Origin of the sequence: Marinomonas arctica, from assembly GCF_003259225.1 — a bacterium.
In the GTDB taxonomy this organism is placed as follows: Bacteria; Pseudomonadota; Gammaproteobacteria; order Pseudomonadales; family Marinomonadaceae; genus Marinomonas; species Marinomonas arctica.
In genome coordinates, this window is record NZ_QHJF01000032.1 from 1 (window position 1) to 25,459 (window position 25,459).

At 45.1% G+C, this 25,459-nt stretch carries 18 protein-coding genes and 4 tRNA genes; 18 read left to right on the forward strand and 4 right to left on the reverse strand.

Translation table 11 applies throughout. The annotated features are described in order from the left end of the window. Positions 1–847: 847 nt before the first annotated feature. Both DK187_RS17375 and DK187_RS17380 read right to left on the reverse strand, forming a co-directional pair. Complete coding sequence (locus tag DK187_RS17375; RefSeq protein ID WP_111608608.1) at positions 848–2,083, reverse strand: uracil-xanthine permease family protein; 1,236 nt, start codon at positions 2,081–2,083, stop codon at positions 848–850. Positions 2,084–2,165: 82 nt separating this feature from the next. Continuing rightward, entirely contained in the window at positions 2,166–4,265 is a 2,100-nt protein-coding gene (locus tag DK187_RS17380; RefSeq protein ID WP_223232261.1) for an EAL domain-containing protein, read from the reverse strand. 472 nt (positions 4,266–4,737) lie between these two features. Between DK187_RS17380 and DK187_RS17385 the strand changes: the two genes are divergently transcribed. Then, the gene (locus tag DK187_RS17385; protein ID WP_223232260.1) at positions 4,738–6,405 is read left to right on the forward strand and encodes an OpgD/OpgG family glucan biosynthesis protein; all 1,668 of its coding nucleotides are present in this window, start codon (positions 4,738–4,740) and stop codon (positions 6,403–6,405) included. Positions 6,406–6,501: 96 nt separating this feature from the next. On the opposite strand, the gene DK187_RS17390 is transcribed toward DK187_RS17385, so the two are convergent. After that, on the reverse strand, positions 6,502–7,845 hold the full coding sequence (locus DK187_RS17390) for a GH1 family beta-glucosidase (protein WP_111608611.1): 1,344 nt from the start codon (positions 7,843–7,845) through the stop codon (positions 6,502–6,504). A 139-nt stretch (positions 7,846–7,984) separates the two neighbouring features. Next, positions 7,985–8,368: a GNAT family N-acetyltransferase gene (locus tag DK187_RS17395; protein ID WP_223232259.1), complete on the reverse strand. Its 384-nt coding sequence runs from the start codon at positions 8,366–8,368 to the stop codon at positions 7,985–7,987. Positions 8,369–8,523: 155 nt separating this feature from the next. Between DK187_RS17395 and DK187_RS17400 the strand changes: the two genes are divergently transcribed. From DK187_RS17400 to rpoC, 17 genes are all read left to right on the forward strand, one after another. After that, positions 8,524–9,720: an alpha/beta hydrolase gene (locus DK187_RS17400; RefSeq protein ID WP_111608613.1), complete on the forward strand. Its 1,197-nt coding sequence runs from the start codon at positions 8,524–8,526 to the stop codon at positions 9,718–9,720. An 11-nt stretch (positions 9,721–9,731) separates the two neighbouring features. After that, positions 9,732–10,619, forward strand: coding sequence for a phytanoyl-CoA dioxygenase family protein (locus DK187_RS17405; RefSeq protein WP_111608614.1), 888 nt, complete (start codon positions 9,732–9,734; stop codon positions 10,617–10,619). Between the two features lie 32 nt (positions 10,620–10,651). Next, entirely contained in the window at positions 10,652–11,605 is a 954-nt protein-coding gene (locus tag DK187_RS17410) for a biotin--[acetyl-CoA-carboxylase] ligase (protein ID WP_111608615.1), read from the forward strand. Then, positions 11,589–12,323 (forward strand): type III pantothenate kinase, encoded by a 735-nt coding sequence (locus DK187_RS17415; RefSeq protein ID WP_111608666.1) that lies wholly within the window; start codon positions 11,589–11,591, stop codon positions 12,321–12,323. Before DK187_RS17410 ends, DK187_RS17415 begins: the two co-directional genes overlap by 17 nt. Further along, complete coding sequence (locus tag DK187_RS17420) at positions 12,320–13,024, forward strand: SPOR domain-containing protein (RefSeq protein WP_111608616.1); 705 nt, start codon at positions 12,320–12,322, stop codon at positions 13,022–13,024. Before DK187_RS17415 ends, DK187_RS17420 begins: the two co-directional genes overlap by 4 nt. Before the next feature lie 74 nt (positions 13,025–13,098). Beyond that, positions 13,099–13,182 (forward strand) — tRNA-Tyr (locus DK187_RS17425). Positions 13,183–13,185: 3 nt separating this feature from the next. Next, positions 13,186–13,260, forward strand: a tRNA-Gly gene (locus DK187_RS17430). A gap of 1 nt (position 13,261) precedes the next feature. Next, a tRNA-Thr gene (locus DK187_RS17435) sits at positions 13,262–13,337 on the forward strand. A gap of 116 nt (positions 13,338–13,453) precedes the next feature. After that, positions 13,454–13,529: transfer RNA gene (locus DK187_RS17440), tRNA-Trp, on the forward strand. Between the two features lie 40 nt (positions 13,530–13,569). Further along, positions 13,570–13,938, forward strand: coding sequence for a preprotein translocase subunit SecE (gene secE, locus DK187_RS17445; RefSeq protein ID WP_111608617.1), 369 nt, complete (start codon positions 13,570–13,572; stop codon positions 13,936–13,938). A gap of 9 nt (positions 13,939–13,947) precedes the next feature. After that, positions 13,948–14,481, forward strand: coding sequence for a transcription termination/antitermination protein NusG (gene nusG / locus DK187_RS17450; RefSeq protein WP_012071948.1), 534 nt, complete (start codon positions 13,948–13,950; stop codon positions 14,479–14,481). Positions 14,482–14,530: 49 nt separating this feature from the next. After that, the gene (gene rplK, locus DK187_RS17455; RefSeq protein ID WP_111608618.1) at positions 14,531–14,965 is read left to right on the forward strand and encodes a 50S ribosomal protein L11; all 435 of its coding nucleotides are present in this window, start codon (positions 14,531–14,533) and stop codon (positions 14,963–14,965) included. Beyond that, entirely contained in the window at positions 14,965–15,666 is a 702-nt protein-coding gene (gene rplA, locus DK187_RS17460; protein WP_111608619.1) for a 50S ribosomal protein L1, read from the forward strand. The genes rplK and rplA overlap by 1 nt, the downstream gene beginning before the upstream one ends. A gap of 229 nt (positions 15,667–15,895) precedes the next feature. Further along, on the forward strand, positions 15,896–16,396 hold the full coding sequence (gene rplJ / locus DK187_RS17465) for a 50S ribosomal protein L10 (RefSeq protein ID WP_111608620.1): 501 nt from the start codon (positions 15,896–15,898) through the stop codon (positions 16,394–16,396). A gap of 82 nt (positions 16,397–16,478) precedes the next feature. After that, on the forward strand, positions 16,479–16,850 hold the full coding sequence (gene rplL / locus DK187_RS17470) for a 50S ribosomal protein L7/L12 (RefSeq protein WP_111608621.1): 372 nt from the start codon (positions 16,479–16,481) through the stop codon (positions 16,848–16,850). Positions 16,851–17,038: 188 nt separating this feature from the next. Continuing rightward, a complete protein-coding gene (gene rpoB / locus DK187_RS17475) occupies positions 17,039–21,139 on the forward strand; it encodes a DNA-directed RNA polymerase subunit beta (protein WP_111608622.1) in 4,101 nt (1,366 codons plus the stop codon). A 65-nt stretch (positions 21,140–21,204) separates the two neighbouring features. Further along, positions 21,205–25,407, forward strand: a complete 4,203-nt coding sequence (rpoC, locus tag DK187_RS17480; RefSeq protein WP_111608623.1) for a DNA-directed RNA polymerase subunit beta' — start codon at positions 21,205–21,207, stop codon at positions 25,405–25,407. Positions 25,408–25,459 lie beyond the last annotated feature (52 nt).

Sequence of the window (25,459 nt, forward strand, 5' to 3'; positions counted from 1 at the left end):
GCTTTATATTAAGAGAAACCCCATCCTACTCAGTAGGGTGGGGTTTTTTCGTTTCAGGGACGTAACATGATCCTTCCCACATGCGTGTGGGGCTCTTTATCACAGACAAGCATGTGATAATCCCGCAAGGGGATAAGCATCCCGCAAGGGGATAAGCATAGGTCGTCATCAAGCTTTACATTTAAGAAGCCCTGATAGCTAACGCTGTCGGGGCTTTTTTTCGTCTGTAGAAAATGCCATCTTGTCATTGCATTTGCTTGCGCCTGTTTCGCACGCTCAACGCGTCAGCGCGACTCCAACACCAAGGTGAAAATAAAGCCTCGCTGCTTTTTGTCGGCTTACTATTTTTCAGGGTAAATCACGGCCTATATTAATGAAGGTGAAGGCTTCAATAAGCGCCCGTTTTTCGTTAAATTCATTTTGTTACGATCAAAAAAATGAAATGAACAAAAGAGGCCTATGGATACTTTGAAAACTAAATTTAGCTCAAACGCAAGTTGTGGTTGATCAGCTAACTGTCGTGGTCTAATAAAACCGCCCAACCTGATGACTTAAAGAAGTCCATGGAGATAGTGTTCAAGAGTTTGATGAGGTCTGAGCGATCCGCCTATCTTGAAGCTGCTCAATCCGGTAATAAAGCCAATGGCTATCGTCCTATCATTTGTATGGATTCGGTATCGGATTCATTGGGACTGCAAATACCAATTGACTGTCTGAGTCTCTTTGAAACGAGGTTACTCGATACTAATTATTGCATAATGAATGTCTTGTTAACGCTTATTTGTATAAAAATCGCATAAAAAACGGCCCATTTAGGACCGTTGAATTTGAACTGTTTCTTATAGTGCTAGTTTTCTATTTGTGCTTTATCGACGATGTGGTTATCACCAATGTCTTTTGGCAGTATTAAGTTCAGCACAATGGCGACGATACCACATAGGCTGATGCCTTGTAGGCTGAATTCGCCAATGCCAAAGGCCATGCCGCCGATACCAAATACCAGCGTTACACCAACAATAATTAAGTTGCGTGATTTATGAAGGTCGACTTGATTTTTGATTAGGGTGTTTAGACCCACTGCAGCGATAGAACCAAACAATAGAATCATAATGCCACCCATGACAGGTAATGGTATCGTTTGCAGGGCTGCGCCTAGTTTCCCTACCCAAGCCAGTACAATAGCGGCAATGGCGGCCCATGTCATGATGACAGGGTTGAATGCCTTGGTGAGCATCACTGCGCCAGTGACTTCACTGTAAGTCGTATTTGGTGGTGCGCCTACCATAGCGGCTGCCATGGTAGCGATACCATCACCGGTAATGGTGCGATGTAGTCCCGGCTTTTTAAGATAGTCTTTTCCCGTTACGTTCGAGATGGAGAGAATATCACCTACGTGTTCAACCGCTGGTGCAATTGCAACAGGTAGCATGAATAATATAGCGTTAATGTTGAACTCGGGTGCGGTAAAGTTTGGCATAGCAAACCATGCTGCATTATGAATGGGTTGGAAGTCGACAATGCCGAAGAATAAACTTAATGCGTAGCCGACGATAATACCACCGAAAACAGGCAGTAGCCTAAATAGCCCTTTTGCAAAAACACTTATTAGTATGGTGGTCAACAAAGAAGCAAGGGCTATCCAAATAGCAATGTCAGCGTCAATAGCTTGTACGTCACCTGCTTTTCCAAGGGCCATATTGACCGCAACAGGCGCTAAACCAAGACCTATTACCATAATGATTGGGCCGATAACAACGGGTGGTAGTAGGGTGTGAATGAAGCCTGCACCTTTCAGTCGAATCAAGCCACCGAGTACAACATAGACAAATCCTGCTGCGATTAATCCTCCCATTGTAGCTGGGATTCCCCATGTTTGAACGCCGTACATGATGGGGGCAATAAAAGCAAAAGAAGAGGCTAGAAAAATGGGGACAGTGCGTCGTGTGGTTAATTGAAATAACAGTGTTCCAACGCCTGCACCAAAAAGAGCGACGCTAGGGTCCAGGCCCGTTAATAGCGGGACAAGCACAAGAGCGCCAAATGCAACAAACAGCATTTGAATGCCTAAGACGGCATTTTTCATAATTTTAATCCTTGGAATGGTTTAAGTACGGGAATTTTATAGACAAGTCGATGCGAGCGCCATGGCGATTTAATCCCATCTGTCAATTCTTGGATTTGATATTTGCTTCAAGAAAGTGGCGGGTAAATTCGTCGGCAGGAATGGGACGACTAATGTGGTAGCCTTGAATGTCATCACAGCCAAGCTGTTTGAGTAAATCGAGCTGTTCTTTAGTTTCGACGCCTTCTGCAATGGTGGTCATCTCTAACTGTTGAGCCAAAAGAATAATAATGCCAACAATAACATAGTCATTTTTATTGGTTGTCATATTGCGTATAAAAGATTGATCTATTTTGAGTTTATAAACAGGGAAGCGTTGTAGGTAGCTTAAGGATGAGTAACCTGTACCAAAATCATCAATGGCAGTTTTTATACCGTATTGCTGGAAAGATTCTAGTATTGTAATAGTGTGCTTGGGGTTTTTGGTGGCAATACGTTCTGTTAGTTCCAGTTCTAGATATTTTGCAGATACGTCGTATTCATTGAGAATAGCGCTCACAATCAAAGGAAGGTCATTTGCTTGGAATTGGGCATAAGATAGGTTGACTGCTATTCTAACAGGCTCGATTCCGTCATCGAGCCATTGCTTAATCTGACGGGCTGTTTCTCGTAACACCCATTCACCAATGGCCAAAATTTGTCCACTTTCTTCTGCAAGCGGAATAAATTCAGCAGGGCTTACATCACCAAGTGTCTTGCTATGCCATCTAATGAGAGCCTCTGCGCCTATTATTTTGCCTGTTGATAGGGAGACTTGTGGCTGGTAATACAAGGAAAACTCAGCTTGATCTAAGGCGTCATGGAGAGCGTTGCCTAGAGTGAGGGCGCGTGTGGAAATAGCCTGCATTTCTTCGCTAAAAAAAGCGTACTGATTTCGGCCCGAGCGTTTTGCATAGTACATTGCTGTGTCTGCTCGTTTATACAAGGTATCGAAGTCTTTGCCGTTTTTTGGGTAAAGACTCACACCAATTGAAGGTGTGATGAAAAATTGATGTTGATCAATATGATAACGAGCAGCCAAGCTCTCTTTAATTCGAGTGATTCTTGTGATGAGTTGTGTTTCTTGTTCAGCGGGTAGCAGAATAATGAATTCATCTCCACCTTGCCGAGCAACATAGCCGTCAGAAGCGACTAAGATACGCATCCTGTCTGCCGCGGCAAGTAAAAGTTGATCACCGATCGAATGACCAAGGGAATCGTTGATGTTTTTAAAGTGGTCTAAATCGATAAACAGTAAGGCCAGCTTGGTATCAGGCGTCATAATTTTATGGAAGGTCTTATGGAGTGCGACTCTATTGAAGAGTTTGGTTAGGGGGTCATGATGAGCCAGCCATTCTACTTGAGAGTGTGCTTTTTGAATATCGTCAATATCGATACGAACACCCAGCATACGTGATGGTTTGTCTTCTTGATCAAACTCAGTCACGATACAGCGTACGCTAATCCAGCGATAGTCTCCGTTATTGTGTCGAATTCGGGCTTCGTATTTGTAATAGTTCGGAGTGGCTTTGCTGTTTAAGATACTTTTAATGGTATTGAATACGCGCTCACGATCGTCTGGGTGAATTTTTTCCAATTCAGCTTGTCTATCTGCTGGACCTTTAATCGGTACATAGCCAAGCATGGTAAAATAAGAAGGCGTTGCAAACCAAACATCTGTTGCCACGTTCCACTCCCAAATGCCAACTTTGGTGAGTTTGAGTGCTTCATTTACTCGAATCTCTGCTTCAATAAGTTCACTTTCTCTTTCTTTGAAAGAGGTGGTTTTTTGCGCGTGGCCGATGGATGAAAAAAATTGTCCGGATGCATTGTAGGTTTGAGCGATTTTTATTTGAAAATAATCTATTCTTCCGCAGGGTAAGCAGACATATTCTTCCGTTGTGCCTGTTGTCTTTTTTGAGGTTATATTAGGAATGATGTGTTGGTTGTTCTGGGAGTAAATATCTTCGTCTTTATAGCCGATTATCTCGGTTTTTGAGAGATCAAGTAGGCGTTCAAATGACGCGTTACAATATAGATAGGCTTGGTTTTCATCTTTGATCCAAATCGGATCAGAAAGACTATCGAGAGACGATGTTAATTGGTTTGCATAATGCTCGTAGTGCGCAAGCTTTTGCAGAATAGTACCATTGTGCGTTTTCATCCTAAGGTAGGTTTTTACAAATGTAAATATAAAACATAAGGTTAAAAAGCAACCTAATATTGCTATCCAATGATATAGCGTCATTTTTCACCTTAAGGATTTAATTGTATAGTAGAAGCCGTGTTCGAAGTGCCTACTTGAATGATTTTGTGGTCAGTTTAATCTAAAGTAGGCTTATCGGTTGTATAGCATGTGATGCTACTCTGTAGTCTTATGTAACCTGAGTGGCTGTTTTGAATTAATAAGAGCGTGTTGTCATAAAACATAATATTGATTAGCACAGACAAAGATCCCAAACAAACTGTAAGGTTTTATGCTGAATTTTCCATATGAATATATTAAATATTTACTCTATCTGAACACTCGGTATGGTCGTAATTAGCTAATATAGATATTAATTTTTTAATTGATAGGGTCATGTTATATGCTTCCTCATTGTTTCTCTGAGTCCACGAAGGATTCAAGTTCGGTTGTGCCACAGATAATGCATAATCCCCATAAAATAGATGCCTCTAATCGTTTACAAAGATTAGTGAGTCGGTCACTGGTTGCCGTTGGCGTGTTGTTTAGTCTCACAGCTTGCGCCGCTCAGTCACAAACGTCACTGTCTCAGGCCTCACAATCTGCCGCTCAGCCGGAAGAAGGGCAGGCATTCAGCTATGCTTGGTTAAAAGGATATGCCCGCCAATTGGCGACAAAACCCTATCAAAGTCACCAAGGTGAATTGCCAGATAGCTTAAAGCGCCTTGACTGGGATGATTACCAAGAGATTCGTTTTAACAAGGAAGCGGCACTTTGGCGTGATCAAAAGTCAGAATTTCGTACAGAGCTTTTTCATCTTGGTTTAGGTTTTGATACGCCCATTCATATGAATGAGTTGGAAAATGGTAAATCAACGCCGATTCCTTACATGCCTTCTGAATTTACCTACGGTAAGTCTAAAGTGGATGGTAATAAGCTTCCTAAGGATCTTGGCTTTGCCGGTTTTAGAATGCAATTTGCCACAGACTGGCAGCGTGATGTTGTCGCCTTTTTAGGGGCGAGTTACTTCCGTGCGGTAGGTAGCGAAATGCAATATGGCCTTTCTGCTCGTGGTCTAGCGATTGATACGGCGATGCCGCACCCTGAAGAGTTTCCAATTTTTACGGACTTTTGGTTAGAGAAGCCAACGCCAGGCTCGGATCTAGTGACGGTGTACGCATTAATGGACTCTCCAAGTGTGACAGGTGCCTATCGTTTTGATATGTCACCAGGTGAACCGTTTAAAATGCGAGTAGATTCGGCCGTTTACCCACGTAAATCGGTTGAGCGTTTGGGTGTTGCGCCAATGACCAGTATGTTTATGGTCGGCGAAAATGATCGTAGAACCAATTACGATTGGCGTGCAGAAATTCATGACTCCGATGGCCTTGCTATGCAAACAGGAAGTGGGGAATGGATCTGGCGCCCGTTAGCGAATCCTGCCAATTTGCAGTTTAATGCTTACAGTGATGAAAATCCTAAAGGGTTTGGGTTATTGCAACGTGATCGTAACTTTGACCATTACCAAGATGACGGTGTTTTCTATGAGAAGCGCCCAAGTTTGTGGATTGAACCGATTGGTAATTGGGGGAAAGGATCTGTGCAATTGGTAGAGATTCCAACGCTCGATGAAACGTTCGACAATATTGTCGCTTTCTGGAATCCAGCGGCACCAGTTGAAGCCGGACAAGAGTTGCTTTACAGCTATAATATGTATTGGGGCAGTCATCCTCCTGTACAATCTAACCGCGCTCGTGTTGTCGATACCTTTACAGGTATTGGCGGTGTGATTGGTAAGAAGCGTCAGTATTACAGCAAGCGCTTTGTGGTCGACTTTGCTGGCGGCTCTTTAGCAATGCTAGGCAATGACACGAAAGTAAAAGCCGTTATTACCTCTTCTGAAGGACGAGTAGAGATTGAATCTGCTCGACCGCTGCATTCTATTGATGGTTATCGAGCGATGTTTGATTTGGTGCCACCAAAAGGTGAGCCTAAGCCGATTAACTTGCGGGTTTATTTAGAAGCCAATGGTCAGCCGTTGACTGAGACTTGGCAGTACCAATGGACTCCGCCAGCAGAGAATGACAGAGAGCTTCATAATGCAGGCCATTTGAAGTAGTTTTCTATCAAATACTCATTGCTAATGAAGTGATAAATAAAAACGCCCGATGTCATACGTCGGGCGTTTTTTATTCAATAATATGTGCCTTAATTGCTAACCTTTGCGGCTATTTAGAAAATCACGGTATGCATAACCACTCTGTTTTATGGTTCTTTCCTGAGTTTGATAATCAACGTAGATGAGGCCAAAACGCTTGCTGTAGCCCTCAGCCCATTCAAAGTTATCCATCAAGCTCCAAGCAAAATAACCTCGAATATCAACACCATTTTCAATGGCTTTATTCACCGCGTTTAAATGGCCATCTAAATAGCGTACGCGTTGCTCGTCGTTGACTTCGCCATCCACTATGTGATCCGCGCAAGCGGCGCCATTCTCGGTAATGTACATAGGCGGTAAGTGATATTGTTTGTGTAGATTCACTAATAGTTCGGTAAAAGCGTGTGGTGCGATTTCCCAGCCGATATCAGTGTACTCAACCGCTTGGCTATTTTTTACATTTTTGAACAGGTTATCCGCGTCGTAAGCGTTATGATTACAGGTGTAGAAGTTCATGCCCAAGAAATCAATCGGTTGAGCAATGATGTCCATGTCACCTGGCAAAACCGTTGGTAGGTACTGCGGTGCGACGGTCTTGAGTAATTTTGGGTACTGGCCTGTCATCAGAGGCTCAATGAAGAATTGGTTGTCCAAAGTGTCACGCATTAAGCAAGCGAATTGATCTTCGGCCTTTTCGCTGGCGGCATAGGAGCGATTCATATTGAGCACAATGCCCACTTGTGAGTTTGGGGCGTTTTTACGGATGACGGGTAAAGCCAAACCATGGGCCAGTAAAATATGGTGAGCGGCTTGTCTGCCGTATTCTGGCTTGCTTAAACCGGGGGCGTGTATGCCCAGTTCATAACCTAAAATGGCAGCGCAGAAAGGTTCATTGAATGTCGCCCAACTGTCGACCCATTCAGCGAGTTCTTGGGTCACTAAATCGGCGTATTTTTTGAATTGATAGGCGGTTTCTCTATTTAACCAGCCACCTTTGTCTTCTAAGTGTTGTGGCAGGTCCCAATGGTAGAGAGTGACAAAGACGGTTAGTCCTTCTTCTTTAAGTTTTTTGAGTAAATGGCGATAAAAGTCGAGCCCAGCTTGATTCGCTTTGCCGTTTTCGTCCATGACGCGAGGCCATGCAATCGAGAGCCGATAAGCATCAACACCGAGTCGTTTGATCAACTGGATATCTTGCTCCCACAATTGGTAGTGATTGCAGGCTATGTCGCCATTATCCATGTCTTTTACTTTGCCGGGCGTAGCGCAAAATGTGTCCCAAATAGAGGGCAGACGATTATCAGATTGGGTCGCGCCTTCGATTTGAAACGCCGCTGTCGCTACGCCAAAAATAAAATCTTGGCTTAGCATTTTCGAGTTTGTAGGTAAGGTGATAGACATGATTTCCTCGGTATTCTTATTGGTTTCTTATGGCAAGGTCAGTAATGTTCTCAAAGGTACTGGAGGATAGGAAAAAGGGTCAACAATGATCGAAGTATTTTAGTAATTTAAGGTATTTTAAGTGCTTTTTAAGTCTGTTTTAGCGGAGAATATAGCGCATAGGTGTAATGCTTCTGCCTTGAGCTGTGTAGGCTTGAAAACGTTTTTGGAGTTCTGCTGGTAACATTTCGACGCTGATAGTCGTAAAATGATTTGCATGATAAAAAGGCACCAAATGGGTGAAGGCGAAGCAATAAGTCGGTCTGTCACTTAACGCAGAATGAATGTTGTTGATTAGGTGACTGCCGAGGCCGATGTTTCGATGGCTTGGTTCGGTCACCATGGCGGTGAGCAGTTGATATTCTGCAATCCGTTTGAGCCGAAGGGCACAAAGAATGGCGTTTTTATGGTTGCGTATGACCCAAATTGGGTCTGCTTTATTAGGTTTTCCACTTGGGTAATGGGACTGGTAAAATTTTTTCACCAGTGGAAACCAAAGAGAAAGTACTTGTTCAGCATCAGGGTAAGGTCTTTTCATATGGAATAGATGTGATGATCAAATATTGAATGTTAGCATAGTTTGCTGTGTGCAAAAAAAACATGGGTTAGATTGAATTACTTAATAATGAGAGGATTGGTATGTGGCAAAAAGTTATGTTGTGGAGCGTGTGTCTTTTGACATTGCCCATTTCTGGGATGTTAAATGCGGCGGAGAAACAAACAGCATTTGTTTTTGCAGCAGGCGAGTCATTTGAGCAATACCTAGTGCGTGCAGAAGAGTATCTTATAAAAAATAAGCGATGGCTCAATCCTGCTAATAAGTTTAGAGAGCTGGATGCTGTGATGCCTTTTGAATTGCTACCGGACCCAGAGTTGTGTGCTGGACGAGCTAATATTGGTGTACTTTTATCTCATGGCTTATCGGATTCTCCTTTTTCGATGCGTGACCCAGCCATTGCGTTACAAGCGGCTTGTTATCATGTTCGTGTGATTTTATTGCCAGGACATGGTACGAAAGCAGAAGATTTATTGGATATATCCCGTGATGATTGGCGTGCTACCTTCCAAAATGCGGCTGATGGATTCAGTAAGGAAGTAGATACCTTATATGTGGGCGGCTTTTCTACAGGTGGTGCATTGGCGACAGAGTACGCTTGGCAGCATGCTGATCAAGTTGCAGGGACTATCTTGTTTTCGCCCGTATTCAAAGTAAACAGCAGTATAGATTGGCTTGCGCCTTGGTTGGCGTTAGTGAAAGACTGGTTAGACAATGACCCCAGTGATGATTTTGCAAAATACGCTTCAATCCCTCTACCAGCCATTGCCGAGGTGTACGAATTATCAGCGGAAGTGCGTGATTTAGTGTTGGATCAACCTAAGCGTTTACCCGTATTCATTGCCTTGTCTGAAGATGATCAGACAGTTGATTCCTCTGTCACCGAGGAGGTATTTAATGAAGGGATGATAAGCTCCAAGAGTCAAATGGTGCTGTACAGTAAAGATCAAATGGGTGCGAATACTGACCGAATCAAGGTTTACAATACCAATTGGCCTAAGGATAGAATTCTCGGTCTGTCACATATGGCCGTACATGGTAATCCTGAGAACACGTATTATGGTGAGTCTGGTGTCTATCGTGTCTGTGGCTGGTACGTGTCGGATGAGGATTTATATCAGAGTTGTCGTACTGATCAAGCGAATTGGTTTGGCGAAAAATCGGATGCTTTGCTAGAAAAAAGCCCCCATGCCGCAAGGGTTTCTTGGAATCCTCATTTTAACACATTAATGCAAGAAATCGTGTTCTTCATAAAAGCCAATGCAGACAGCAATGGGTAAAGGGAAGGTATATGATGAATCAAATAGATCGTAAGCTTAACGCTATTAAACTTACTCAGTTCCAAGTGGATCAATATCATAATAACGGATACCTGGTATTGGAATCGGTTGTACCGGAGTCAATCTGTGATGCATTGAAATCCCGTATGGCACAGCTAATGACAGCGTTTGAGCCAGAAGTGGTGCGCTCTATTTTTACAACGAATCAACAGTCTCGTCATACCGATCGTTATTTTATGGAGTCAGCCGATAAAGTGTCTTTTTTCTTTGAAGAGGAAGCCTTTGACGAAAGGGGGGAGCTGAAACAGCCGCTCGAATTGTCTATCAATAAAGTGGGCCATGGTTTGCATTCCCAAGATACCTTGTTTAGCGCGTTTTCATTGTCTCCGGTATGGGCGGCTCTGTTACAACAGTTAGGCATGAAAGATCCGCGAGCAGCACAATCTATGTACATCTTTAAGCAGCCTGGAATTGGGGGAGAAGTCAATTGTCATCAAGACAGCACGTTTCTTTATACCTCGCCAATGAGTGTGATTGGGCTGTGGTTTGCTATCGAAGAGGCGACACTGGAAAATGGCTGTCTTTGGGGAATACCAGAAGGGCATAAGCAAGGGTTATTAAAACGATTTGAGCGTACGCATCCGAGGGCAATTGAAACCCAAATGGTGACGCTGAAAGAACATAGTTGGGATTCTGATTCCCTAGTAGCACTACCTGTCCCTAAAGGGTCTTTGGTCATCCTCAATGGTGAGTTTCCACATCTTAGCTATGCAAACCGTTCCGATCGCTCTCGTCATGCTTATGCTATACATGCTGTTGATCACGTTTGTGAATACCCTGAATTGAATTGGCTACAGGCACAACAGGGCCAATCGTTTTTGCCCTTTCGGCAGGTTTAGCCCTTAATATACAGACAAATTGGAGAGCGTCGATGCAAGCCGTTTTAGCGCTGCTTAGTGATAACGAATTTCACTCTGGTGAAGAGCTTGGGGCCGCATTAGGCGTGACTCGTGCTGCCGTGTGGAAAAAGCTGAAAAAGCTTGAGTCTATAGGGGTGAACGTTCACTCCGTAAAGGGACGTGGCTATCGGTTGCCATCACCTTTTGAATTATTGTCGGAAGAGGCGCTGCGTAAGAATGGTGTGCCGGATGAGGTCGCGATTAACCTAGCGTTTGAAACGGAATCTACAAATGGTGATGCAAAGCGTTATATTTCGCAGGGGGCTTCATTACCTGTGTTGATTTCGGTTGAGCGTCAGACTCAGGGAAAAGGGCGTCGTGGTCGACAATGGGAATCCGGTGTTGCTAAAAATATTACCTTTTCGTTTGTGTGGCGTTTTGATAATGGTCCAAGCGTTGTGGAGGGATTAAGCCTTGCGACAGGAGTGGCTGTTGCTCGGGTGTTAAAAAAACTAGGCGTACCAAACCCTGGATTAAAGTGGCCAAACGATGTTCAGGTTGATGGTCAGAAAATCTGCGGAATCTTACTAGAAATGGTTGCGGATCAGGATGTTTGCCATGTCATTATTGGCATCGGTCTTAATGTCGAGATGGATAAGAGTGTGATGACGCACGTCGATCAGCCATGGACAGATCTTGTTTCTCGATTAAAATCAAGGCCTAGCCGAAACCTGATATTGGCTGAGCTTACTAGGGAGCTTATCGATGTTTGTAAGCTCTTCGAAGAGGGGCACGGCATGAAGCACTTCCAACACCATTGGCAAGCATATGACGTGTTATTTAATCAATCAGTCACAGTAAGCAGTGTGTCTCAGCAACGCCAAGGCATTGCCAGAGGGATTGATCAAAAGGGTGCGCTGCTACTGGAAGAAAATGGTGAGCTGGTGGCGTTGCATGGGGGAGAAATTAGTGTCCGTCGAGTCTAATTTACTGGTGGTTGACGCAGGTAATACGAGTATTAAATTTACTGCTTTATTGGGTGGCCAAGTGTTATGGGTTAGTCGCGGTGACACTTATCCTGTTGATACAGACTTTGTGCCAGATGTGATTTATTTTGCCAGTGTTCGCTCCAAAGAGTTGAGCGCTTTGTTGCGTGCCGACATTCAGGCAGAGTTTCCGCAAAGCCAGTGGTTGACATTAAAGAGCCAAGATTACGCGTGTGGTGTTCGCAATGCCTACGTTGAGCCTGAGCGCTTAGGCATAGATCGTTGGTTAGGTGTTATTGCGGCACATCATTTGGTAAAAGGTGATGTGGTAATCGTCGATGCGGGAACCGCGATTAAAGTGGATGTCGTTAACCAGGCTGGTGTGCACCTTGGCGGCTACATTGCTCCAGGGCTCGCTATGATGGAAGATGCCCTACTTTCTAAAACAGCGCGTATTCGTTATGAGGCGCATGAAGTGGTCGCTGGGCAAGGCTTACCTAATTCAACGGCCAGAGCGGTAACGGAGGGATGCCATGAAATGGCACTAGGTTTCTTGGAGCGTATTTATCGTCGTTACTCTACCTTCAAATGGGTGGTGACGGGGGGAGATGCCCAAAGATTACTGGATGTATTGGGTGTTGCGTTGGAGTGTCAGCCCAATCTTGTCGCTCTGGGTGCGAAGCTGGTGGGTGATGAGCGTTTGAGAGGCGATAAATGAAGTGGCTATTTTTGTGTGTGGTGTTGCTTAATGCGGGTTTTCTTAGTTGGCATGGTTTTGTAAAAGATAGGCCAAAGGTGGCTCAAGAATCTATTTACGGTCCACCAGTAAGCGAGAAAATTCATTTATTGTCCGAGACGCCAGTGATTCATGAACAAGATTCCAGTGCGAATACGACTTCGAATGAAAGCTTAGAAGAGGCGCTGAATCGAGTCATAGATCAAACAGTTGCGAAGTCGCCTGCATTATTGTGCCCGCGTCTGGAGACAGAGCGACAAGAGGATAAAAAACAAATCACCCAAGTGCTGACAGATTTTGGTTGGGCTTATAAAGAGCAAGAAGCGACAGGTAAGCGCCCTAAGTTTTGGCTGTACATTGCGGCACCTGACACACCTGCCACAGCGGCAAAAATTGTCAAAGATCTTGCGTCCAAATCGGTTGATAGTTTTGTTATTAACCGTGCTGAGATGAAAAACCGCATATCGTTAGGTTTGTATTCTTCGCAGGAGAGAGCGGATCAAGCGAAGCAGCGAATACAAAATATTTCTGGTTACACTGTTGATGTCTATGAACATATGCGAAATGTATCCATTCAGCAGATTGATATAGCTCAGCCGGTCAGTGAGAAAGACTGGGAACGGTTTGTCTCACGCTTGGATCTGACCAAGATGATGATAAAATTAGAAAAAAATCCTTGCTAGTGCTTGCAATTGGCAAAGCGATTCATATAATGGCTCCCACCTTTTGGGGTGTTGCGTTGTAGCGCTGAGTACGTGGAGGGGTTCCCGAGTGGCCAAAGGGAGCAGATTGTAAATCTGCCACGAAAGTTTCGGTGGTTCGAATCCACCTCCCTCCACCAATTGCGGGTATGGTATAGTGGCTATTACCTCAGCCTTCCAAGCTGAAGAGGCGGGTTCGATTCCCGCTACCCGCTCCAGGCTCATGTAGCTCAGTTGGTAGAGCACACCCTTGGTAAGGGTGAGGTCGGCAGTTCAAATCTGCTCATGAGCTCCAGCATTTTCAATGCAAAAGATAGGTGGGTTAGCCGCCTTTTTTATTGTCTGTTTTTTGGGCAGATACCCTTGCTAAGTTTAGCTTGTTCAGGTATCATCCTCCGCCCATATGAATGTAGGCCAATAGTTCAATTGGTAGAGCACCGGTTTCCAAAACCGGCTGTTGGGGGTTCGAGTCCCTCTTGGCCTGCCATCTTTCGTATCCTATTTCTTAGTTAGGGATCACCTGAAGTATGAGTTCGAGTACTGAAGCTCAAGCGTCTCGCGGAGATGTGTTTAAGTGGGCAATTGTTGTTCTACTAGTTGCGGTAGGCGTGATTGGTAATAACTATTATTCTGCTGAGTCACTATTGTATCGTTTAATCGCTATTTTGGTGTTGGCCGGTGTCGCTGGTTTCGTTGCGTTACAAACTGTTAAAGGTAAGGCTTTTTTTACTCTTGCGAAAGAAGCTAAAACTGAAATTCGCAGAGTTGTATGGCCAACAAGACAGGAAACTGTGCAAACGACCTTGATCGTGTTAGCGGTTGTTGTTTTTATGTCTCTCGTGCTATGGGGGGTGGATTCGCTCCTTGGCTGGATCGTTTCCTCGGTAATTAGTTAGGAGTTGCTCGTGACCAAACGATGGTATGTAGTACAGGCGTACTCAGGGTACGAAAAGCACGTAATGCGTTCGCTTATTGAGCGAGTGCAGGTTATGGGGCAGGAAGAGAATTTTGGTGACATTTTGGTGCCGACCGAAGAAGTGGTTGAAATCCGAGATGGTAAAAAGCGCAAGAGTGAAAGAAAGTTCTATCCAGGTTATGTGTTGGTTCAAATGGATATGAATGATGCCTCTTGGCATTTGGTTAAAGGCACATCTCGCGTATTGGGTTTCATTGGTGGTACGGCTGATAAGCCATCACCCATTACCAGTCGCGAAGCGGATGCCATTCTGCAACGTGTTAGTGACGGTGTTGATAAGCCTCGTCCTAAAACCTTGTTTGAGGTGGGTGAGGTTGTTCGTGTTAACGAAGGCCCATTTGCTGATTTTAATGGTGTTGTGGAAGAAGTGGATTACGATAAAAGTCGAATCAAGGTGGCAGTGCTTATTTTTGGGCGCTCAACGCCAGTTGATTTGGAATTTAGTCAGGTTGAAAAAGCCTGATTTTGTTGAACGGGTAGCCTTCGGGCTGTGACCCAATTGGAGTTAAAAAATGGCTAAGAAAGTCCAAGCTTATATCAAGCTGCAAGTTAAAGCGGGTCAAGCGAACCCAAGTCCACCAGTTGGTCCAGCACTTGGTCAACACGGTGTGAACATCATGGAGTTCTGTAAAGCGTTCAATGCGAAAACTCAAGGTCTAGAGCCTGGTCTTCCAACGCCTGTTATTATCACTGTATACAGTGACCGTAGTTTTACATTCGAAACGAAATCTACTCCTGCTGCCGTGTTGCTTAAAAAAGCAGCTGGCTTGAAGAGTGGTTCTCCACGTCCAAACACTCAAAAAGTGGGTACGGTTACTCGTGCTCAACTAGAGGAGATTGTTGTTGCTAAGCAGGCTGATTTGACTGCTTCTAACATGGATGCAGCAGTTCGTACTATTGCTGGTAGCGCACGCGCTATGGGTCTAGAAGTTGAGGGTGTTAACTAATGGCTAAATTAACGAAACGCGCTCGCTTGATCGCTGAAAAAGTAGAAGCAACTAAGTTTTACTCTGTTGAAGAGGCTGTTGCTCTATTGTCTGAGCTTTCTACTGTTAAGTTCAAAGAGTCTATCGACGTATCTGTTAACCTAGGCGTTGACCCACGTAAATCTGATCAGGTTGTTCGTGGTTCTACTGTATTGCCTCACGGTGCAGGTAAAGATGTTCGTGTTGCTGTGTTTGCACAAGGTGCAAATGCTGAAGCGGCGAAAGCGGCTGGTGCGGATGTTGTAGGTTTCGAAGATTTGGCTGAACAAGTTAAAGCTGGTAACCTTGATTTTGACGTTGTTATTGCTTCTCCTGATGCAATGCGTATCGTTGGTCAGCTAGGTCAGATCTTAGGCCCACGTGGTCTAATGCCTAACCCTAAAGTTGGCACAGTAACGCCTGATGTTGCGACTGCAGTTAAGAATGCTAAAGCAGGTCAAGCTCGTTACCGTACAGATAAAAATGGTATCATCCATGCTGCTGTTGGCTCTATCGAGTTTGCTGCGGATGCTATCAGAGGTAACCTTGAAGCGCTTCTAACCGACCTACGTCGTGCTAAGCCAGCGTCTTCAAAAGGTGTTTACCTGAAAAAAGTGACTTTGTCCTCTACAATGGGACCTGGTCTACAAATTGATCTAGGTGCGCTTAACTCAACTAAGTAAGCATCTAAATCATGAGCTTTGGGGTCTGCCTTCATTTTTTGTTGAGCAGGCCGTCAAAGACCGCAGGAACCTAACGGTTTAATAACAACGTTGAAAAATGTTTGTCCTGCGCAGATGGTGTGGCCCGATTCAGATATACTTGGATCTAACTCACCAGCAAGTACTTCGAGTAATCGGAGAGTTGGTAAAAATAGGGGAATTTATTCCCTGCTAATCCAGGAGAAAACCAGTGGCATTAGGTCTAGAAGACAAAAAAGCCATTGTCGCCGAAGTTAGCGAAGCTGCTAAAACTGCATTGTCTGCGGTAGTTGCTGATTCTCGCGGTGTTACCGTGAGCAATATGACAGCGCTACGTAAAGAAGCGCGCGAAGCAGGTGTTTATGTACGTGTAGTACGTAACACTTTGGCTCGCCGTGCAGTTGAAGGCACTGACTTCGAATGTCTAACTGAGAGCTTTGTTGGTCCTACGTTAATTGCTTTTTCTAACGAACACCCGGGTGCGGCTGCTCGTTTGTTGAAAGCATTTGCAAAAACGAACAGCAAGTTTGAAGTAAAGGCGTTGGCGTTCAACGGTGAGTTGATCCCAGCTGGCGACATTGATCGTTTGGCAACACTGCCTACATACAACGAAGCTATTGCGAAACTGATGAGTGTTATTCAGGGCGCAACAAGCAAGTTGGTACGTACTCTTGCAGCGGTTCGCGATCAAAAAGAGCAAGAAGCGGCTTAATACGGTTTACCGTATCCCTTCTTGATAAATATTTTGTTTTATTACCTTCGGGTAATTTTAAAGAATGCTAGGAATCTGAGTCATGGCTCTAACTAAAGAAGATATCATCAATGCAGTAGCAGAAATGTCTGTGATGGACGTTGTTGAACTAATTTCTGCAATGGAAGAAAAATTCGGCGTATCTGCAGCAGCTGCTGTAGCTGCGGGTCCAGCTGCTGACGCTGGTCCAGCTGCTGAAGAACAAACAGAGTTTGACGTTGTTCTTACTGCTGCTGGCGACAAGAAAGTAAACGTAATCAAAGCAGTTCGTGCAGCGACTGGCCTAGGCTTGAAAGAAGCTAAAGCAATCGTTGACGGCGCTCCAATGACTGTTAAAGAAGCTGCTTCTAAAGAAGATGCTGCTGCTCTTAAAGCGGCTCTTGAAGAAGCTGGTGCATCTGTCGAAATCAAGTAATGATACTTGCATTTCCAGATTTCGACCAATAGTCGAAATGGCTGGTGACATTATTGTCACCGGCCTTTTTGGGTTTCTGAAACTCAAATAAACCTTAAAAGAATTTTCAAATGGGAGATAATGCTCCCATATATGGTAAGGCCTGATTTGGGCCTTTTGCGTCAATGTGCACAAGCTGGGGAATGCTGATGGCTTACTCATACACTGAGAAAAAACGTATCCGTAAGGATTTCGGTAAACTGCCGCCCGTTTTGGATGTGCCATACTTGCTGGCAATTCAGCTTGAATCCTACCGTAATTTTCTGCAGGAAGGTAAAAGTCTTGCAGAGCGTGGGGAATTAGGTCTGCATGGGGCCTTTAAATCTGTCTTTCCAATGGTCAGCTTTTCCGGCAATGCGGCGCTAGAATACGTCGATTACCGTTTAGGTAAGCCAGTTTTTGATGTTAAAGAGTGTCAGTTGCGTGGCGTTACTTACGCGGCACCTTTACGTGTTCGTGTGCGACTCATCATTTATGATAAAGAGTCGTCCAACAAAGCAATCAAAGACATTCGCGAGCAAGAAGTCTACATGGGCGAAATTCCGCTGATGACAGACAATGGTACCTTTGTAATTAACGGGACTGAGCGTGTTATTGTATCTCAATTACACCGTTCTCCTGGTGTGTTCTTCGACCACGACCGTGGTAAGACACACTCTTCAGGCAAGTTACTACACTCTGCTCGTATTATTCCTTACCGCGGTTCATGGTTGGACTTCGAGTTTGATCCAAAAGATTGCGTATTTGTTCGTATTGACCGTCGCCGTAAGTTGCCAGCAACGATTTTGTTGCGCGCTTTGGGTTACGGAACGGAACAAATTCTAGATACTTTCTTTGATTCTACTCGTTTCTATTTGAAGCGTGATGGTTTTGAAATGGATCTAGTGGCAAATCGTCTACGTGGCGAGACGGCACTGTTTAATATTGCTGATGCGAATGGCGAGTTAATCGTTGAAGAAGGCCGTCGTATTACGGCTAAGCATATTCGTGTAATGGAAAAATCAGGTCTTGAGCGTCTTTCTGTGCCGCTTGAGTACATGCTTGGTAAAGTAACGGCGAAAAACTTAGTTCATCCTGCGACGGGTGAGTTGATTGCGGAAGCAAACACTGAGTTGTCTGTTGATTTGCTAGAGGCATTGGTTTCTTCTGGTATTACTGAAGTGGATACGCTTTATACGAACGATTTGGACAATGGTCCATTTATTTCTGACACGCTTCGTATCGATCCAACCAGCAATCAGTTGGAAGCTTTGGTTGAAATCTATCGCATGATGCGTCCTGGCGAGCCACCGACCAAAGAGTCGGCTGAAGGCTTGTTCCAAGGTCTGTTCTTCTCAGAAGATCGTTATGATTTATCTGGCGTTGGTCGAATGAAGTTCAACCGTCGTTTAGGTCGTGAAGAAGATACGGGCGCTGGCGTTCTTGATAATGACGACATCGTAGCTGTTCTAAAAACTTTGCTTGATATCCGTAACGGTAACGGCATGGTTGATGACATCGATCACTTGGGTAACCGTCGAGTTCGTTCTGTTGGTGAAATGGCCGAGAACCAATTCCGTGTTGGCCTTGTACGTGTTGAGCGTGCTGTGAAAGAGCGTCTGTCTATGGCAGAAGCAGATGGCCTTATGCCGCAAGATCTTTTGAATGCGAAGCCTGTTGCGGCTGCAATCAAAGAGTTCTTCGGTTCAAGCCAATTGTCTCAGTTCATGGACCAAAACAACCCGCTATCTGAAGTAACGCATAAGCGTCGTGTTTCAGCGTTAGGGCCTGGTGGTCTTACACGTGAGCGTGCAGGCTTTGAAGTGCGTGACGTACACGCTACTCACTATGGTCGTGTTTGTCCTATCGAAACACCGGAAGGTCCAAACATCGGTCTGATCAACTCGCTATCTACTTATGCGCGCACTAACAGCTACGGCTTCTTAGAAACGCCATACCGTAAAATTATCGACGGCAAGATGACGGATGAAACTGTCTACATCTCTGCGATCGATGAAGCGAAATATGTTATCGCCCAAGCGTCTGCCAATGTAGATGCAGAAGGTCGTTTGGTTGATGAGTTGGTTCAGGTGCGTCATATGCACGAAACCACTTTGATTCCAAAAGAAAAAGTAAACCTAATGGACGTGTCTCCTCGTCAGGTTGTATCTGTTGCGGCATCTTTGATTCCGTTCCTAGAGCACGACGATGCTAACCGTGCATTGATGGGTTCGAACATGCAACGTCAAGCGGTGCCAACACTTAAGGCAGATAAGCCTGTTGTGGGTACGGGCATGGAGCGAAATGTAGCAAAAGACTCTGGTGTTTGTATCGTTGCCAATCGTGGCGGTGTGATTGAGTCTGTTGATGCTAGTCGTATCGTTGTTCGTGTGAACTCAGAAGAAACGATCGCTGGTGAAGCGGGTGTAGATATCTACAACCTAACGAAATACGTGCGTTCTAACCAGAACACTTGTATTAACCAGCGTACTTTGGTGATGAAAGGCGAGAAGGTTGCTTCTGGCGACATTATGGCCGATGGTCCTTCTGTTGATATGGGTGATTTGGCTCTTGGTCAAAACATGCGTATCGCGTTCATGCCTTGGAACGGTTACAACTTTGAAGACTCGATTCTTGTTTCTGAGCGTGTTGTAGAAGAAGACCGATTTACTTCTATTCACATTCAAGAGTTAACGTGTGTTGCACGTGATACTAAGCTAGGGCCTGAAGAGATTACGGCCGACATCCCTAACGTGGGTGAAGGTGCGCTTTCTAAGTTGGACCAGTCAGGTATCGTTTATATCGGTGCTGAAGTTGAGCCAGGTGATATTCTAGTTGGTAAAGTAACCCCTAAAGGTGAAACGCAGCTGACTCCTGAAGAGAAACTTTTGCGAGCTATTTTCGGTGAAAAAGCCTCCGATGTAAAAGACACATCTCAACGCGTAAAAACGGGTACTCGCGGAACGGTTATCGACGTTCAGGTCTTTACTCGTGATGGTATTGAGAAAGACGAACGCGCTAAGTCTATTGAGAAATCGCAACTTGATCAGGTCCGTAAAGACTTGAATGAAGAGTTCCGTATTGTCGAAAAGGCAACGTTCGAGCGTCTGGCAGAAGCGCTAATTGGCCAGCAAGCCGAAGGTGGCCCTGGTTTGGCTCGTAATGCCATTATTACGGAAGAGTTCTTGGCGAATCTAGATCACCCAGAGTGGTTTAAAATTCGTGTGGCGAACGAAGAGGCGAGTGAGCAGCTTGAAAAAGCGCAAGCCGCTTTAATTGAGCGCCGTAAAGAGCTTGATGCAAAATTCGAAGATAAGAAACGTAAGCTACAAACCGGTGATGATTTAGCGCCTGGCGTTCTTAAAATCGTTAAAGTTTATGTTGCCATCAAACGTCGTATCCAGCCAGGTGATAAAATGGCCGGTCGTCATGGTAACAAGGGTGTAATTTCTAAAATTATGCCAGTTGAAGACATGCCGTACGATGAAAACGGTGATCCAGTTGATATCGTATTGAACCCACTAGGTGTTCCTTCACGTATGAACGTTGGTCAGGTCTTGGAGACTCACTTAGGTGCTGCTTCTAAAGGCTTGGGTCGTAAGATCAACGAAATGCTTGTTGCAGAGCGTGAGAAGGCTGAAGCAGTTGCAGAATTGCGTAGCTTCCTTGATGAAATCTACAACGGTTATGAAGGCGATTTGCGCTGTGCTCGTACGGAAGATCTTGACAGCTTTACAGACGAAGAAATCTTAACCTTGGCATCCAACCTAACGGGTGGTGTTCCAATGGCGTCTGGTGCCTTTGATGGTGCAAAAGAGTCTGAAATCAAACGTATGTTGCGCTTAGCTGGAATCAACGAAAGTGGTCAAGTTAAATTGTTTAACGGCCGTACTGGTGATGCTTTTGAACGTCCTGTAACCGTTGGTTACATGTATATGCTGAAGTTGAACCACTTGGTTGATGACAAAATGCACGCACGTTCTACTGGTTCTTACAGCTTGGTTACTCAGCAGCCGCTGGGTGGTAAAGCTCAGTTCGGTGGTCAGCGTTTCGGGGAGATGGAGGTATGGGCACTAGAAGCATACGGTGCTGCTTACACGCTTCAAGAAATGTTGACTGTTAAGTCCGATGACGTGAATGGCCGTACTAAGATGTATAAAAACATCGTAGATGGTGACCACCGTATGGAACCTGGCATGCCTGAGTCCTTCAACGTGTTGGTGAAAGAGATTCGTTCTCTTGGTATCGATATCGAGCTGGAAAACGAATAAGCACGAATCACATTTGACCTGCTGGGGAGCAAGACTCCCCAGCCTTACGAGTGGGGCGAATATCCATGAAAGACTTATTAGGTCTTCTAAAATCACAGGGACAATCTGACGAGTTTGATGCGATCCGCATTGGCTTGGCATCACCAGATATGATTCGTTCATGGTCTTACGGTGAAGTTAAAAAGCCAGAGACCATCAACTACCGTACGTTCAAACCAGAACGTGACGGGTTGTTCTGTGCAAAAATCTTTGGTCCTATCAAGGACTATGAGTGCTTGTGTGGTAAATACAAGCGTTTGAAACACCGTGGTGTTATCTGTGAGAAGTGTGGCGTTGAAGTGGCTCTGTCTAAAGTGCGTCGTGAACGCATGGGTCACATTGAGCTTGCATCGCCTGTTGCACACATTTGGTTTTTGAAATCTTTACCGTCTCGTATTGGTCTTATCCTTGATATGACACTGCGTGACATTGAGCGTGTTTTGTATTTTGAATCTTTCATCGTGATCGATCCAGGTATGACGACGCTTGATAAAGGCCAATTGCTAAACGACGAGCAGTACTTTGAAGCGCTAGAAGAGTTCGGTGACGAATTCGATGCCCGTATGGGTGCGGAAGCGGTTCAGATGTTGCTTCGCGATCTAGACATGCCTGTAGAAATCAACAGCATGCGTGAAGAGCTAAACAGCACGAATTCAGAAACTCGCATTAAGAAGCTTTCTAAGCGTCTTAAGCTGGTTGAAGCATTTTATCATTCTGGTAACAACCCAGAGTGGATGGTGCTTGACGTATTGCCTGTTCTTCCGCCAGATCTTCGTCCATTGGTACCACTTGAAGGTGGCCGTTTTGCGACGTCTGATTTGAACGATCTTTACCGTCGTGTGATTAACCGTAACAACCGTCTAAAGCGCCTGTTAGAGCTTTCTGCTCCAGATATCATCGTACGCAATGAAAAGCGTATGTTGCAAGAATCTGTTGATGCATTGCTTGATAACGGTCGTCGTGGTCGCGCCATTACTGGTTCTAACAAGCGTCCTCTAAAATCTTTGGCTGATATGATCAAAGGTAAGCAAGGTCGTTTCCGTCAGAACTTGCTAGGTAAGCGTGTTGACTATTCTGGTCGTTCTGTAATCACTGTAGGTCCATCACTGCGTCTACATCAGTGTGGTCTACCTAAGAAAATGGCACTTGAGCTATTCAAGCCATTCATTTTCTCTAAACTTGAACTTCGTGGCATGGCGACGACGATCAAAGCAGCGAAGAAAATGGTTGAGCGTGAAACGCCGGAAGTGTGGGATATCCTTGATGAGGTTATCCGCGAACATCCAGTGATGTTGAACCGTGCACCAACACTTCACCGTTTGGGTATCCAAGCGTTTGAACCAATGTTGATCGAAGGTAAGGCTATTCAGTTGCACCCACTAGTGTGTGCGGCATACAACGCTGACTTCGATGGTGACCAAATGGCGGTTCACGTTCCGTTGACGATTGAAGCACAGCTTGAAGCTCGTGCCTTGATGATGTCTACGAACAACATCTTATCGCCTGCCAACGGCGAGCCGATCATCGTGCCTTCTCAGGACGTTGTATTGGGTCTGTACTACATGACACGTGAGAAAATCAATGCCAAAGGCGAAGGCATGGCATTTTCTGACATCAAAGAAGTACACCGTGCGTATGGTGCGAAACAAGTTGAATTGCATGCCAAGGTAAAAGTACGTATCAGCCAAGTGGATACTACTCTTGATGGCGAAAAAGTGCCGTCTACTTTTATTGCCGATACAACGGTTGGTCGTGCTTTGCTGTTTGATATTGTTCCTGATGGCCTACCGTTCTCCGTGGTTAACCAAACCATGAAGAAGAAGGCAATCTCTAACTTGATCAACGAGTGTTACCGTAAAGTGGGCTTGAAAGAAAGCTGTATCTTTGCTGACCAATTGATGTACACAGGTTTTGCTTACGCAACGGCGTCAGGTTCTTCTGTAGGTGTTGATGACTTTGTTATCCCGCCAGAAAAAGCCGCGATTATTGCCAAAGCGGAAGCGGAAGTTAAAGAAATTGAATACCAATACGCGGATGGTCTTGTAACGCAAGGCGAGAAGTACAACAAGGTAATCGATTTATGGTCTCGTACTAACGAAACCGTAACAGAAGCCATGATGAAAAACTTGGCGAAAGAGATGACTGTCAACAAAGCAGGTGAAACGGTTGAACAACAATCCTTCAACTCTGTATACATGATGGCTGACTCTGGTGCCCGTGGTAGTGTTGCTCAGATGCGTCAGTTGGGCGGTATGCGTGGTTTGATGGCGAAACCAGATGGTTCCATCATCGAGACGCCAATCACTGCAAACTTCCGTGAAGGTCTATCTGTACTTCAGTACTTTACCTCCACTCACGGTGCTCGTAAGGGTCTTGCTGATACGGCGTTGAAAACAGCGAACTCCGGTTACTTGACGCGTCGTCTCGTAGACGTAGCGCAGGATTTGGTTATCACTGAAGTAGATTGTGGCTCTACAAACGGTATTTCCGTTGCGGCCATGATTGAAGGCGGTGACGTTGTTGTTCCGCTCGGTCATCGCGTATTGGGTCGTGTTGTGGCTCAAGACGTTATTGACGGTAAAGGCGACTTCGTCCTCGCTGCTGGTACTTTGATTGATGAGCATGATGTTCGTACTATCGAAGCGGCTGGTGTCGACGAAATGATCATTCGTTCTGTTATCACTTGTAATACGCGTCATGGTGTATGTGCCAAGTGTTACGGTCGTGACTTGGCTCGTGGTCATCAGGTTAACATTGGTGAGGCGATTGGTGTTGTTGCAGCACAGTCTATCGGTGAGCCAGGTACACAGTTAACAATGCGTACCTTCCACATCGGTGGTGCCGCTTCTCGAGCGTCTGCCGTTGATAGTGTTCAAGTGAAGAGTGCAGGTACGGTTCGTTTTAACAAGATGAAGAGTATCGAGCGCCACACAGGGCATCTAGTGGTTGCCTCTCGTTCTTCTGAGTTGGCTATTGCTGACGAAGCGGGTCGTGAGAAAGAACGTTATAAACTTCCTTATGGTGCGGTATTGAGTGTACGTGAAGGCGATCAAGTAACGGCGGGTCAAATCGTCGCTAACTGGGATCCACATACACACCCAATCGTATCTGAGATGGAAGGTCGTCTTGAGTTCAGTGGTATGGAAGAGAACGTGACTATTCGTCGTCAATCTGACGAAATGACGGGCTTGACTACGATTGAAGTTATGGAGATGCGTGACCGTCCTGCTGCTGGTAAAGACATACGTCCGATGATTGCCGTTGTTGATGCAGAGGGTAACCCTGTATTAATTCCTGGTACTGAATCTCCAGTACAGTACATGCTTCCTGAAAAAGCATTGTTAAGCCTAGATCATGGTGCGACAGTGAAATCCGGTGAGGTTCTTGCGCGTATTCCTCAAGAATCTATTGGTAACAAGGATATTACCGGTGGTTTGCCACGTGTGGCCGACCTATTTGAAGCGCGTCGTCCGAAAGATCCTGCTGTTATGGCAGAGACAAGCGGTGTGGTTAGCTTCGGCAAAGAGACAAAAGGTAAGATTCGTTTGGTGATCACACCACAAAATGGTGATGAGCCAGTTGAGACATTGATTCCTAAATGGCGTCAAATCAACATCTTTGACGGCGAAGAAGTGGCAAAAGGTGAAATTATCGCCGATGGTCCATTGAGCCCTCATGACATTTTGCGTCTTCAAGGTGTAGAGGCTTTGGCTGATTACATCACGAATGAAGTGCAAGAAGTTTACCGCTTACAAGGCGTAGTAATTAACGATAAGCATATCGAAGTTATTGTTAACCAAATGTTGCGTAAAGTGGAAGTTGGAGAGTCTGGTGATACGGATCTTATCCAAGGTGATCAGGTTGAGTTTACTCACCTGCTAGATGCAAACGAAAAAGCAATCGCTGAGGGTAAATTCCCAGCGAAGTATGAGCGCGTGCTTCTAGGTATCACGAAAGCTTCTTTGGCTACTGAGTCCTTTATATCAGCAGCATCTTTCCAAGAGACAACTCGTGTTCTTACGGAAGGTGCGGTAACTGGTAAGAAAGATCACTTACGTGGCTTGAAAGAAAACGTTGTTGTAGGTCGTTTGATACCAGCAGGTACAGGCTTGGCTTACCACAATGAGCGCAAGAGAAAGAAAGAGCTTGCGCAAGCAGCAAAAGAAGGAAGTTCAACAGTGAGTGCATCCGATGTGGAAGAAGCATTGAGTGCCGCACTGAAAGACTAGTTATTTGCTGTTAAATCGTAAGGGAGGTGATTTTTTAGTCGCCTCCCTATTG